General features: G+C 40.0%; 13 protein-coding genes and 1 other annotated feature. Of the genes, 1 reads left to right on the forward strand and 12 read right to left on the reverse strand.

Going from position 1 to position 13,125, the window contains the following annotated elements; all coding sequences use genetic code 11:
- Positions 1 to 18: 18 nt before the first annotated feature.
- The 7 genes from O3636_RS03745 to O3636_RS03775 form a co-directional block, all read right to left on the reverse strand.
- Positions 19 to 1,560 (reverse strand): ABC-F family ATP-binding cassette domain-containing protein, encoded by a 1,542-nt coding sequence (locus O3636_RS03745; RefSeq protein WP_000025378.1) that lies wholly within the window; start codon positions 1,558 to 1,560, stop codon positions 19 to 21.
- A gap of 1 nt (position 1,561) precedes the next feature.
- Positions 1,562 to 2,044: a VanZ family protein gene (locus tag O3636_RS03750; RefSeq protein WP_371641784.1), complete on the reverse strand. Its 483-nt coding sequence runs from the start codon at positions 2,042 to 2,044 to the stop codon at positions 1,562 to 1,564.
- Complete coding sequence (rlmN, locus tag O3636_RS03755) at positions 2,044 to 3,129, reverse strand: 23S rRNA (adenine(2503)-C(2))-methyltransferase RlmN (RefSeq protein ID WP_000804760.1); 1,086 nt, start codon at positions 3,127 to 3,129, stop codon at positions 2,044 to 2,046. Before rlmN ends, O3636_RS03750 begins: the two co-directional genes overlap by 1 nt.
- 20 nt (positions 3,130 to 3,149) lie before the next feature.
- Positions 3,150 to 3,680, reverse strand: a complete 531-nt coding sequence (locus O3636_RS03760) for a YutD family protein (protein ID WP_371641786.1) — start codon at positions 3,678 to 3,680, stop codon at positions 3,150 to 3,152.
- Between the two features lie 156 nt (positions 3,681 to 3,836).
- Entirely contained in the window at positions 3,837 to 4,442 is a 606-nt protein-coding gene (gene sodA, locus O3636_RS03765) for a superoxide dismutase SodA (protein WP_371641788.1), read from the reverse strand.
- A gap of 387 nt (positions 4,443 to 4,829) precedes the next feature.
- Positions 4,830 to 5,867, reverse strand: a complete 1,038-nt coding sequence (holA, locus tag O3636_RS03770) for a DNA polymerase III subunit delta (protein WP_371641790.1) — start codon at positions 5,865 to 5,867, stop codon at positions 4,830 to 4,832.
- Positions 5,868 to 5,899: 32 nt separating this feature from the next.
- Positions 5,900 to 6,835 (reverse strand): dihydroorotate oxidase, encoded by a 936-nt coding sequence (locus tag O3636_RS03775; RefSeq protein ID WP_371641792.1) that lies wholly within the window; start codon positions 6,833 to 6,835, stop codon positions 5,900 to 5,902.
- A 225-nt stretch (positions 6,836 to 7,060) separates the two neighbouring features.
- Between O3636_RS03775 and gdhA the strand changes: the two genes are divergently transcribed.
- Complete coding sequence (gene gdhA / locus O3636_RS03780; protein ID WP_371641794.1) at positions 7,061 to 8,407, forward strand: NADP-specific glutamate dehydrogenase; 1,347 nt, start codon at positions 7,061 to 7,063, stop codon at positions 8,405 to 8,407.
- 94 nt (positions 8,408 to 8,501) lie between these two features.
- On the opposite strand, the gene O3636_RS03785 is transcribed toward gdhA, so the two are convergent.
- The 5 genes from O3636_RS03785 to O3636_RS03805 all read right to left on the reverse strand — a co-directional run bounded on the left by O3636_RS03785 (position 8,502) and on the right by O3636_RS03805 (position 12,897).
- Positions 8,502 to 9,146 (reverse strand): TetR/AcrR family transcriptional regulator, encoded by a 645-nt coding sequence (locus O3636_RS03785; protein ID WP_371641796.1) that lies wholly within the window; start codon positions 9,144 to 9,146, stop codon positions 8,502 to 8,504.
- Positions 9,147 to 9,162: 16 nt separating this feature from the next.
- Positions 9,163 to 10,167: an NADP-dependent oxidoreductase gene (locus tag O3636_RS03790; RefSeq protein WP_371641798.1), complete on the reverse strand. Its 1,005-nt coding sequence runs from the start codon at positions 10,165 to 10,167 to the stop codon at positions 9,163 to 9,165.
- A 278-nt stretch (positions 10,168 to 10,445) separates the two neighbouring features.
- The gene (gene rplL / locus O3636_RS03795) at positions 10,446 to 10,814 is read right to left on the reverse strand and encodes a 50S ribosomal protein L7/L12 (RefSeq protein ID WP_001196965.1); all 369 of its coding nucleotides are present in this window, start codon (positions 10,812 to 10,814) and stop codon (positions 10,446 to 10,448) included.
- A 72-nt stretch (positions 10,815 to 10,886) separates the two neighbouring features.
- Positions 10,887 to 11,387 (reverse strand): 50S ribosomal protein L10, encoded by a 501-nt coding sequence (gene rplJ, locus O3636_RS03800; RefSeq protein WP_004259693.1) that lies wholly within the window; start codon positions 11,385 to 11,387, stop codon positions 10,887 to 10,889.
- Between the two features lie 39 nt (positions 11,388 to 11,426).
- Positions 11,427 to 11,562 (reverse strand) — a sequence feature (ribosomal protein L10 leader region).
- A 75-nt stretch (positions 11,563 to 11,637) separates the two neighbouring features.
- Positions 11,638 to 12,897, reverse strand: coding sequence for a TRZ/ATZ family protein (locus O3636_RS03805; protein WP_371641800.1), 1,260 nt, complete (start codon positions 12,895 to 12,897; stop codon positions 11,638 to 11,640).
- Between the last annotated feature and the right edge of the window lie 228 nt (positions 12,898 to 13,125).

The following is a 13,125-nucleotide window of genomic DNA, read 5'->3' on the forward strand; positions in this document are numbered from 1 at the left end:
TTTCTTTTATCCTCATTTTTAAGTTAGATTATTAAAATCCCAGATTTGGTCCATCCAGCCTTCATAGAAGTCTGGTTCGTGACAGACCATAAGGATAGATCCCTTGTATTCTTTAAGAGCGCGTTTGAGTTCATCCTTGGCATCCACATCCAAATGGTTGGTCGGCTCGTCCAGCACTAAAACATTGTTTTCACGATTCATCAAGAGACAGAAACGAACCTTGGCTTGTTCCCCACCTGACAAGACCTGAATTTGGCTTTCAATATGCTTGGTTGTCAGACCACAACGAGCAAGGGCTGCACGGACTTCTGCTTGGTTAAGTGCAGGAAAGGCATTCCAGACAGCTTCAAGAGGTGTTTGACGATTGCCTCCTTCTACTTCCTGTTCAAAGTAGCCAAGTTCTAGATAATCTCCACGCTCCACTTCCCCAGCAATAGGTGGGATAATCCCTAAAAGGCTCTTCAAAAGAGTTGTTTTCCCGATACCATTTGCCCCGATAATAGCAACCTTTTGATTACGTTCAAAGGTAAGATTTAAAGGCTTGGTCAGAGGACGATCATAACCAATTTGCAAATCCTTGGCTTGGAAGATAAAGCGCCCAGGTGTACGAGCTGGTTTGAAATCAAAGGATGGTTTTGGTTTCTCACTTTGCAACTCGATAATATCCATCTTATCCAATTTCTTCTGACGAGACATGGCCATGTTTCGTGTTGCAACACGCGCTTTGTTTCGAGCCACAAAGTCCTTGAGGTCCGCAATTTCTTTTTGCTGACGTTCGTAGGCTGCCTCTAGCTGAGATTTCTTCATAGCATAGACTTCTTGGAACTGGTAGTAGTCACCAGAGTAACGCGTCAGCTGTTGATTTTCCACATGATAGACGATATTGATAACGTCGTTCAGGAATGGAATATCATGTGAAATAAGGACAAATGCATTTTCATAGTTTTGGAGATAGCGCTTAAGCCAGTCAATATGCTCAGCATCCAAGTAGTTGGTCGGCTCGTCCAAAAGCAAGATATCAGGCTTTTCAAGGAGGAGTTTAGCCAAAAGCACCTTGGTTCTTTGTCCACCTGACAAAGAGGTTACATCTGTATCCATGCCAAAGTCCATGACACCAAGGGCACGCGCTACTTCATCAATCTTAGCATCCAAGGTATAGAAATCACGACTCTCCAGACGGTCTTGAAGTTCTCCCACTTCTTCCATGAGAGCATCAACATCCGCACCGTCTTCAGCCATTTCCATATAGAGGTCATTGATACGAGCTTCAGCTTTGAAAAGCTCATCAAAAGCCGTACGGAGAACATCACGTACCGACTGCCCTTCAGCAAGGACAGAGTGCTGATCCAAGTAACCAGCAGTCACATATTTGGACCACTCAACCTTCCCTTCATCTGGCAGCATTTTACCAGTCACGATACTCATAAAGGTCGATTTCCCTTCACCATTAGCACCGACCAAACCGATATGTTCCCCCTTGAGGAGACGGAAAGATACATCTTCAAAAATTGCACGGTCACCAAAACCGTGACTCAGATTTTTAACTTCTAAAATACTCATTTTAATTCCTTATCTTGTTTTTATGTAATCGTTTATAGAGGAGCCAAGCTAGATAGCCACCCAAGGTATTGGTCCATAAATCATCAATCTCAAAGACACGATTAAAATCAAAGAAAAAGTCCAAGACTAACTGCGTACACTCGATTCCAAGACTCACTAGAAAACTAACAAATAGCACCTTTGTTGTTTTCCGCAAATTTGGAAGGAGATAAAGGAGTTGGAAAACAAGAGGAAAAAGCAAGAATACATTGAGGATATTTTGTAGAAAAATCCAACATAATTGTCCTATGTCACTCACCTCACCCAGTTTCCAGAGAGAATTGAACGGAGTCAACAGAAAAACCAGGCGTCCAAGATGCTGAATACCTGGAGTTTCCACCCCCACGGGAGATTGTTCTTGAGGAGTAAAGCAAAAATAGACGATACAAATGCTATAGAAAATGACTCCCCAGACCAAAACATGATTATAAGTTTTCTTCATCATTAAGGATTGACTGCTGCGACTGCTTTCTGGCGATCACGTTTCATTGTATTGGAACGCAATTGTCCACAAGCTGCATCAATATCTGTTCCATGCTCTTGACGAACCACACAGTTAACACCTTTTTTCTTAAGCGTATCATAAAAGGCCAGGACTCGCTCTTTGGGACTACGGCTATACTGGTCATGCTCACTAACTGGGTTGTAAGGAATCAAGTTTACATAAGACAATTTCTTGATGTTCTTGAGCAATTCAGCCAATTCCAAGGCTTGTTCTACACCATCATTGACTTCATTGAGCATGATATATTCAAAGGTTACACGACGATTGGTTGTTTCGATATAGTACTCAATAGCAGCAAAGAGTTTTTCAATCGGAAAGGCACGGTTAATTTTCATGATGCTTGAGCGCAATTCATTGTTAGGTGCGTGAAGAGAAACGGCAAGATTGACCTGAACCCCTTCATTAGCAAAATCACGAATTTTATGGGCCAAACCTGAGGTTGAAACCGTAATGTGACGAGCACCGATGGCCATTCCTTTATCATCATTGATAGTACGAACGAAATTCAAGACATTGTTGTAGTTATCAAAGGGCTCACCGATACCCATGACAACGATATGGCTGACGCGTTCATCCTGACCACGCTCATCAAAGTATTTCTGAACCAGCATGATTTGCGCTACGATTTCACCGTTATTGAGGTCACGTTGTTTCTTAATCAAACCAGAGGCACAGAAGGTACAACCGATATTACATCCGACCTGAGTAGTCACACAGACAGACAAACCATAGTGTTGACGCATAAGTACTGTCTCAATCAGCATTCCATCTGGCAATTCAAAAAGATATTTAACTGTCCCATCAGCAGACTCTTGCACGATACGCTGTTTCAAGGGATTGACCACAAACTGGTCATTGAGCTTAGCAATCAAATCCTTGGAAAGGTTGGTCATCTCTTCAAATGACTGGACACGTTTACGGTAAAGCCATTCCCAGATTTGATCTGCACGGAATTTCTTTTCTCCCTGCTCCAAAACCCATTCCTGCATGGTTTGACGTGTTAAACTATAAATTGACGGTTTCATTTCTTCTCCTTATTCTCTACTCACTTCTGACGAATGACAAAATGACGTTGCTCCTTGTCCTCTTTCTGAGAATGCTGGTCCTTCTGACGACGTCTATTTTTCTTATCTGCATTCGGTTTTCGTTTTGTTTGAGTAGACTTCTTTCCTTTTCTAGAAGGTGTTTCTTCTTCCTTCTTACGCATTTTCTTGTCAAATGATGCTCGCTTAGGGGCTTCATTTTCTAAGACAAAATAGGCACAACCATAACTACAATACTCTAAAAGGTAGTCTTGTAAACGACTGATTTTTTCAAGTTTTTCTTCTGTTCGATCATCCTTATAAAAACCTCGTAGGCGAAGCTGTTCGTTGCTCCAGTCTCCCACGATATAATCAAACTTGGTTAAGACTTCTGAAAAACGCTGATTAAAAGCCGTCACATCAAAGGCATCCTTGATATTTTCCACCAAGGAAAAAGCTATCCCTTCCGTTTCAACCTTGTCCCCGTGTAAATGAAACTCAGGACCAGGAAACTTGTTATAGTTGTATAATTCAGGTGCAATTTCTTTTCGCATAGATATCCTTTTTCCACGATTACTTAATACTTTATTCTACCATAATTTCTAGCAGTTAGCACGTTTCTCATAAAAATGAAAAAAGTCTGACGATTTTGTCAGACCAGAATCATATAACCTAAAAAAGAGAAGAACAATTCTTCCCTCCAACTATCATTATTTAGCAGCTGCGTACAATTCATCTACTTTGTTCCAGTTGATTACTGAGAAGAAAGCTTTGATGTAGTCAGGACGCACGTTGCGGTATTTCACGTAGTAAGCATGTTCCCAAACGTCCAAGCCCAAGATTGGTTTTTTACCTTCTGAGATTGGTGTGTCTTGGTTTGCTGTTGAAGTCACTTCAAGTTTACCTTCTTTGTTGACAACCAACCATGCCCATCCAGAACCGAAACGAGTTGTTGCTGCTGCAGTGAAAGCTGCTTGGAACTCTTCAAATGAACCAAATGTTGCATCGATTGCTGCTGCCAGTTCTGCTGATGGAGCTGTTTTTTCAGGAGTCATCAATTCCCAGAAAAGAGCGTGGTTCAAGTGTCCACCACCATTGTTGATAAGCGCCTGACGGATATCAGCTGGGATTGATTCTACATCAGCAAGCAAAGCTTCAAGGTCTTCACCGATTTCAGGGTGTTTTTCAAGAGCTGCATTAGCATTGTTGACATAAGTTTGATGGTGTTTGTCATGGTGCAAGTGCATTGTTTCCGAATCGATGTATGGTTCCAAAGCGTCGTATGCATATGGAAGATCTGGTAAGATAATAGCCATCTGTAATACCTCTTTTTCTTTCTATATGAAAATGATAACGCAAACATTCACTTTTTTCAAGTTTTTTGCTTATAGATGAAGAATTCACTGAAATACTTTCTAATAATACTCTTCGAAAATCTCTTCAAACCGAGTCAACGTCGCCTTGCCGTAGGTATGGTTACTGACTTCGTCAGTTCTATCCACAACCTCAAAACAGTGTTTTGAGCTGACTTTGTCAGTCTTATTTACAACCTCAAAGCAGTGCTTTGAGCAACCTGCGGCTAGTTTCCTAGTTTCCTAGTTTACTAGTTTACTCTTTGATTTTCATTGAGTATAAAATAAGCAAATCACTAAGAAACCCACGACAAGATAATCTTGACGTGGGTTGTAGTTTCAAAAAAAATATCAATTTACCTGACTAGCAATCTGTAGGAGTGCCTTTTCAAAAAGGAAACTCTTTTCATAGAGACCTGTCTTAATCTGATAGTCTGTCTCAATCAAATAAGAAATAGCTTGCTTCAAAAAGCTCAAGGAAAGTCCTCGTGAATCCCTCAACGCAAACTTGATTTGATAGGGATTAGGATTGCGTCCGAGAAAACTACCTAAACTACTTGCAATCTGCGATTCTGTTTGCCCAGACTCCGCCAAAATTTTCACCTGAGTAAAAGTCCGAAATTGTCCTAGCATGACTGCAATCAACTTGATTTCATCTTCACCTTGCAAGGTCAAGTCTCTAACCAAATCTCGCGCCTGGTCCATCTTTTTAGTCAGAATAAACTGAGTTAAGTCAAAGATATTGTCCTGCAAGGTCTTGGGAATTGCGTTAACAATATCCTCTTCCTCGATAACAGAGTCTTCCTTATAGGACTGTAAAAAGAGGAGATTTTTCTGAATTTCGCTAAATTGAAAACCCGACTTGACGAGAAGATTTTCAAAAGAATGATTAGCAAACTGCAGACCTTGTTGCTGGCTCCACTTTTGGAAATACTGGCGCAATTCTTGTTCTTTGGCTTCTACTGCATCAAAGACCTTGGCATCACGCTTCAGTAATTTAACCAACCGTCTTTTACTATCCAGCTTTCCTTCTGCAAAGATTAACAACTTGGTTGTTGGTGAAGGATTGTCAAGATATTCCTCAAATGACTTGAGCTCATCATCTGTCAAAAAGCGCTTTTTAGCAGTCGTGATATCGACAAAATGATCCAATATCACGATTTTTTCATCCGCAAAGAAAGGAAGGCTGACTAACTCCAGTTCCACATCTTTGTAGACCACTTCTTTCATATCAAAGTAGGCAAAGTTGAGGTCGGCAGAATCATAGCCAATCTGTTTCAACACTTGACTCTTCATCACTTCAAACTGACCCTGATCTGTCCCTGTAAAAAGGCTCAGACTAGGTAAATTTGATAAAGTCAACTTCTGACTTTCTTCAATGGCTAACATCTTCTCTCCTTTCTTCTGACTTTTTAGTTCATTTAATCGATATAGCGTAATTTCCCACGGAAATCTTCTAAGCTCTCGTACCCTTTTTCCGCCATGATTGCTTTTAGTTCATTGGTAATACGTTCAAAAGAACCGACGCCTTCTTTGTGAAGGGTGGTTCCCACCTGCACCATACTTGCTCCACAGAGGATATGTTCAAAGGCATCACGACCAGTCAAAACGCCACCTGTTCCGATGATTTGGATTTGAGGATTTAAGCGTTGATAAAAGGCGTGAACATTGGCTAGAGCAGTCGGTTTAATGTATTCTCCACCAATTCCACCAAAACCATTTTTAGGACGGATAACGACAGACTCATCTTCTATATAAAGTCCGTTCCCGATAGAGTTAACACAGTTGACAAACTTGAGCGGATACTTGTTAAAAATAGCTGCCGCTTGGTCAAAGTGAACAATATCAAAATATGGTGGGAGCTTAATTCCAAGAGGTTTGGTAAAATAGGCAAATACCTCTGACAAGATACGGTCTGTTGTCTCAAAATCATAGGCAATCTGAGGTTTACCTGGAACATTTGGACAGGAGAGGTTTAGCTCAGTCAGACCACGAAAATCACTCTCTTGGACTTTTTTCAAGAGAGTATGGGTTTCCTCTGGAGACATTCCAACTAGAGATAAGAAGAAAGTTCGGTTTGGCTCTTTTTCCTGTAAATCCAAAAGATAGTCCAAATAATATTCTAAACCATTATTTGGCAAGCCCATAGAGTTGATAGATCCAAGTGGAACATCTTGATAGCGTGGCTCAGGATTCCCCTGACGGAAGTCCAAGGTCGCTGTCTTAGTGACAAAGGTTCCTGCCGCTGAGTTTTTAACTCCTTCTAACTCTGCTATCGTCATACAAGCCACACCTGCTGCATTCATCAAACAATTGTCAAACTCAAAACCAGCAATTTGTGTTTTCGTTGATACCATGATTCTAATCCTCCAGATTCCTTTTATTGCTAATATTATACCATATTTTCATATTTTCTCTTTGAGAAAGATATTTCAAAGAAAAAAGTTCGTATTTTATGAATTAAAGAAAAATCTGAACCGAATTGATAGAATTTTTAGAAAATTTTTGTTTTTCTCTTTACAGTTAAAAAAAATTCTGCTATAATGACACACATAATTAAATTAGAATTTAAGGAGAACAATATGACATCTGCTAAAGAATATATCCAAAGCGTGTTTGAAACTGTAAAAGCTCGTAACGGGCACGAGGCTGAGTTCCTCCAAGCTGTTGAAGAATTTTTCAACACTTTGGAACCTGTATTTGAAAAACATCCTGAGTATATCGAAGAAAATATCTTGGCACGTATTACTGAGCCAGAGCGCGTGATTTCTTTCCGTGTTCCTTGGGTTGACCGTGATGGAAACATTCAAGTAAACCGTGGTTACCGTGTTCAATTCAACTCAGCTGTTGGACCATACAAAGGTGGACTTCGTTTCCACCCAACTGTTAACCAAGGGATTTTGAAATTCCTCGGATTTGAACAAATCTTTAAAAACGTCTTGACTGGACTTCCTATCGGTGGAGGTAAAGGTGGATCAGACTTCGATCCTAAAGGTAAAACAGATGCTGAAGTGATGCGCTTCTGCCAAAGTTTCATGACTGAATTGCAAAAACACATCGGACCATCACTTGACGTACCTGCTGGTGATATCGGTGTTGGTGGACGTGAGATTGGTTACCTTTACGGACAGTACAAACGCCTTAACCAATTTGATGCTGGTGTCTTGACTGGTAAGCCTCTTGGATTTGGTGGTAGCTTGATCCGTCCAGAAGCAACTGGTTACGGTTTGGTTTACTATACTGAAGAAATGCTCAAAGCTAACGGTAACAGCTTTGCTGGTAAGAAAGTCGTTATTTCAGGTTCTGGTAACGTTGCTCAATACGCTCTTCAAAAAGCGACTGAACTCGGTGCAACTGTTATCTCTGTATCTGATTCGAATGGTTATGTCATCGATGAAAATGGTATCGACTTCGATCTATTGGCTGATGTTAAAGAAAAACGTCGCGCTCGTTTGACTGAGTATGCAGCTGAGAAAGCAACTGCTACTTATCATGAAGGTTCAGTATGGACTTATGCTGGAAACTATGACATCGCTCTTCCATGTGCGACTCAAAACGAAATCAACGGTGAAGCAGCTAAACGTTTGGTTGCTCAAGGCGTTATCTGTGTATCTGAAGGTGCCAACATGCCAAGCGACCTTGATGCCATCAAAGTTTACAAAGAAAATGGTATCTTCTACGGACCTGCCAAAGCTGCCAACGCTGGTGGTGTAGCCGTTTCAGCACTTGAAATGAGCCAAAACAGTCTTCGCCTTTCATGGACTCGTGAAGAAGTTGATGGCCGTCTCAAAGACATCATGACAAACATCTTCAACACAGCTAAAACGACTTCAGAAACATACGGTCTTGATAAAGACTACCTTGCAGGAGCTAACATTGCTGCCTTTGAAAATGTAGCAAACGCTATGATTGCACAAGGTATTGTTTAAGATTCATTTGCTTAATCCTCAATCGCTTCGATTGGGGATTTTTATGTTGGCTTCAAAAAAACTCACCATTAACAGTGAGTTTTAACATCAGAATTTATTTTACTTTCATTAGGGCAGATGACAAACATTCAACAATCTCCTCAACTGCTTCATCTATGTTTATAGTTCCTTCATCATTCAACATCATGGGAATAAGATAAGAAAAACTCAATGCTAAAATGTATCGAACAATTCTTTCATTTGACCAATTTAGAATAAGTCCTTTTTCTTTAAATTGATTTAAAACAGGGCTAATTGGTTCTATTATAGATTGAACAATAATATTTCCTAACTTGATAGAAAGATTTTTATCAATAAAAGAACGCCCCAAGAGAATTTTAACATGCATTTGGTTCTCCTGAATGAAAAAGAGCCTATCTCGAATAATACTTTTTAAAAAGAAGGGAAAAGTTTCTTGATCTACTGTGAATTTTTTTTCTGAGAAATCCGCAATTACTTCTGGAATAACCTGTTCTAGAAAAGTAGATAAAATGGCTTCTAAAATACCTTCCTTTGTTTTAAAGTAACTAAAAACAGTTCCTTCTGACACTCCAGCGCGTTCGGCAATAAGGCTGGACGTTGTATTCTCAAATCCAATTTCTGAGAATAATTTTAAGCCTGATAATAATACTCGACGTTGTTTCAAGCTCAAGTTGCTAACTTCTAACGTCTGAGCATACTTTTGTTCTAAACTTTCCATCGCTAGCACCTCTCTTCTACTCTCTTACTTTTACGACTTTTTTGCCTCGACTGTGTCCCATTTTCAGACTACCATAGGCTTCTCTAACTGACTTTAGAGAAAAGTCATACACTTGATCAATTTTCAGCTGAACCTTCCCGTCTGAGACCATTTCAGCTAAAGTGCTAAAATCATCATATGTGGAATGTCTCGGACCAGTAAACTGAGCACCTTTTATCATAACATAGGGCGAAGGTACTAATGTCCCAATAGCTGTCCCTTTCAAGCCTAAACTAAAAGCCAATCTAACATAATCAGATCCATAACAATCCAAAAATTTTGTAATAGGCGTTGGACTAGCTGATAGAAGAGCCTTCTTGATATTCTCTTCGTAACTTACTGGTATGGCACCTAAAGACTTCAGATACTCTGCATTTTTCTTACTTGCTATTCCAATCACTGTCGCCCCCTTAGCAACTGCATACTGTACTGCAATACTTCCAATACCTCCTGCTGCAGCTGAAATAACAACAGTATCTCTTGAATTTAAACCGATTCTTCTAAAAGCCCCACCCACAGTTAGAGCAGCTACTCCCATAGTAGCTGCGTGAGTCATGTCGATCATCTCTGGATTCAATACAATTTCTGATTCATTGACACAAATTTCTGTTGCTAAAGCTCCCCTCTTAGTTCCCAAACCAGGATCGCTAATCATTGTTCCAAATACCTTATCTCCTACTGAAAACCTAGTTACTTCATTTCCAACTTCTGTAATAACTCCAGAAAAATCTCTCCCCACACCTCTTGGAAATAAAGATGATTTAGATTCAAACCAACGACTTGGTTTCCTTAACTTCGTTATAAAAGATAGAAATCGAAGGGGTTTCGCTCCCTCAAAAGTTTTATAATCAATAGGATTTAAACCAACAGCATGAACTTCTACTCTCACCTGATTTACATCCAAGGCTGTAGAATCAATCTTCATCAAATCCAAGACCTCTTCATTACCGAAACGACTGTACTCTATTGCTTCAACAACCATTTTCTTTACTCCTTAATTTCACAAATTGAGTGAACACTCATTTTCATAAATTATACTCTTAATTTGTAAGAAAATCAATATTATCGTTTGATAACGATTTATGACATGATACAAATATCCATCATTTCGATTTACCAATATGATTCTTTCAATCTAACTCTCCTCACTTTTAAAGATTCCTTTCCCCTTTTTTGCCCCTTCTTAAACAAAAAGAAAAACCGCTACTCCTAAGAATAGCGGTTTAATCATGTTTTTAAGCTACTAATGTAGTTGCTCTATTATTTAAGAGTAACTGAAGCTCCAGCTTCTTCCAATTTAGCTTTGATTTCTTCAGCTTCTGCAGTTGCAACGCCTTCTTTAACAAGTGCTGGTGCACCGTCAACAAGTTCTTTAGCTTCTTTAAGTCCAAGACCTGTGATTTCACGTACAACTTTGATAACGCCAACTTTTTTGTCGCCTGCAGATGTCAGTTCAACGTCGAATGAATCTTTAGCAGCACCAGCGTCAGCAGCACCAGCTGCAGCAACAGCTACAGGAGCAGCTGCAGTTACACCAAATTCTTCTTCGATAGCTTTTACAAGGTCGTTCAATTCAAGGATTGAAGCTTCTTTAATTTCAGCAATAATGTTTTCAATGTTCAATGCCATTGTTATTTCCTCCAAATATGTTTTAAATTTATAATAGATTTTCGTAGCTAGGCTACGCTGCGTAGCTTAAGATTAAGCTGCGTCTTCTTTGTTGTCTGCAACCGCTTTGACTGCAAGAGCAACGTTGCGCACTGGCGCTTGAAGTACAGAAAGGAGCATAGAAAGAAGTCCTTCGCGGTTTGGAAGAGTTGCAAGAGCAAGAATCTCTTCTTTAGATGCGACAGCGCCTTCGATTGCACCACCTTTGATTTCAAGTGCTTCAGCGTTTTTAGAAAAGTCGTTCAAGATTTTCGCTGGTGCGATAACATCTTCGTTAGAAAATGCTACTGCAGATGGTCCAACAAATACAGATGCAAGTTCTTCAAGACCAGCTTTTTCAGCTGCACGACGCAAGATTGAGTTTTTAATGACTTTGTACTCAACTTCGCTTCCACGAAGCTCACGACGAAGAACTGTATCTTGCTCAACTGTCAAACCACGAGCGTCAACAACGACGATAGATGCAGCAGCTTTCATTTTTTCAGCTACTACGTCAACTAGTTCCGCTTTTTTAGCAATAATTGCTTCACTCATTAGTGTGTTCACCTCCGTTATTATTTTGCTTGGGGAAATTTTTCAAAAAGAAAAACGCGCCCAAACCTAGACACGAAAGTACAATACGCTTCTTTTTACATGATACGTTTTGTCCTCGGTAGGATACTTATGAGTCAAGCTCCCCTACTGTCTTAGGCAGTTTTTTCAAACCGTATATAAGTATAGCATAGTCAAAAAAAGAATGCAAGATTTTTGCAAACTTTTTTTAAATTTTTTCGTGATTTTTCTTTTAAAGTTCTACTGTCAGGACTTGACCTTGCTTAACAACCTGTTCTCCAGCAATAAAGACATCATCTACATCACTGGACTTGACAGCATAGACTAGGTGAGAGAGCATATTCTCTTGGGGTTGGAGATGAATTTTCCCTTGTGGTTGAATAACGAGAAAATCTGCCTGCTTGCCGACTTCCAAACTTCCTATCTGATTTTCCATTCCAAGAACCTTAGCACCTTCGATTGTCAGTGCCTTGAGAGCTGTTTCGATAGGAAATTGGCTAGCATCTCCACTTTTCATCTTCTGAAGAAGGGCTGCAGTCCGTCCTTCCTCAAACATATCAAGATTGTTGTTGGAAGCAACTGAATCTGTCGCAATTCCCACAGCCACTCCTGCTTTTTGCAGTTGGATGAAGGGAGCAATCCCTGATGCCAGTTTGAGATTACTGATAGGATTGTGGGCAATAGCCACGTGAGAAGTTGCTAAGCGTTCAATTTCTCGCTCGTTTAATTCGACCCCGTGAGCAAAGACAGACGGATGATCTAAGTAACCCAATTCTTCTAGAAAGGCTAAGGGGCGTTTGCCGTAGCGTTTCAGGATAATTCCTGATTCCTCCTTGGTCTCCGCCACATGGATATGGATGGGAATGTCCAGCTCTTTTGCCATGTCTAAACTTTCTTCCAGCAAATCTCTACTACAACTGTAAGGAGAATGCGGAGCTACCATAACCTTGAAATTTGGATTTTTATATCCTAAGATTTCCTCGATGATTGCTCGAGTTCTGCTTATAGTTTCAGCAGTTGTCTCTGCCTCTGAAGAAAAAAGAGTCGGTGAGAAATAACAACGCATCTTGGAAACTTTTACTTCTTGATAAATCCGTTCAATATCCACACCATTGGGATTATACATATCGTTGAAGGTTGTTGTTCCCGACTGGAGCATCTCTATCATAGCGTCTTTAACCGCTCTTGTAGTCATGTCGGGAGTAAATCCTGCTTCTGCAGGCCAGATATAATCATTGAGCCATTCATGGAGATTGCTATCATCTCGGATTCCTCTCAATCCTGTCATAGCAGAATGGGTGTGAGAATTGACCAAACCAGGCATGATCCAGGCCCCCTTATAGTCTATAATCTGCTCAGCTTGCTCTAAAATCTCTGAATTCTCTTGACCGACATAGACGATTTGAGAATCCTTAACTCCTAAGATTCCATTCAGATAAACATGGAAATCTTGATCACAAGTCACGATATTTACATGCTGATAGACTTTCATTCTAGGCTCCTTTTCTAAAAGACAAGTTATACTCAAATTCAAACCACGTCAGCTTCACCTTGCCGTAGATATATGGTTACTGACTTCGTCAGTCTTATCTACAACCTCAAAACAGTGTTTTGAGCAACCTACGGCTAGCTTCCTAGTTTGCTCTTTGATTTTCATTGAGTATTACAGTGAATAATTTTTCTAGCTATTGTAACAAAAAAGTCACCTGAAGGCAACTTT

The organism is Streptococcus sp. 27098_8_76 (assembly GCF_041432315.1).
In the GTDB taxonomy this organism is placed as follows: domain Bacteria; phylum Bacillota; class Bacilli; order Lactobacillales; family Streptococcaceae; genus Streptococcus.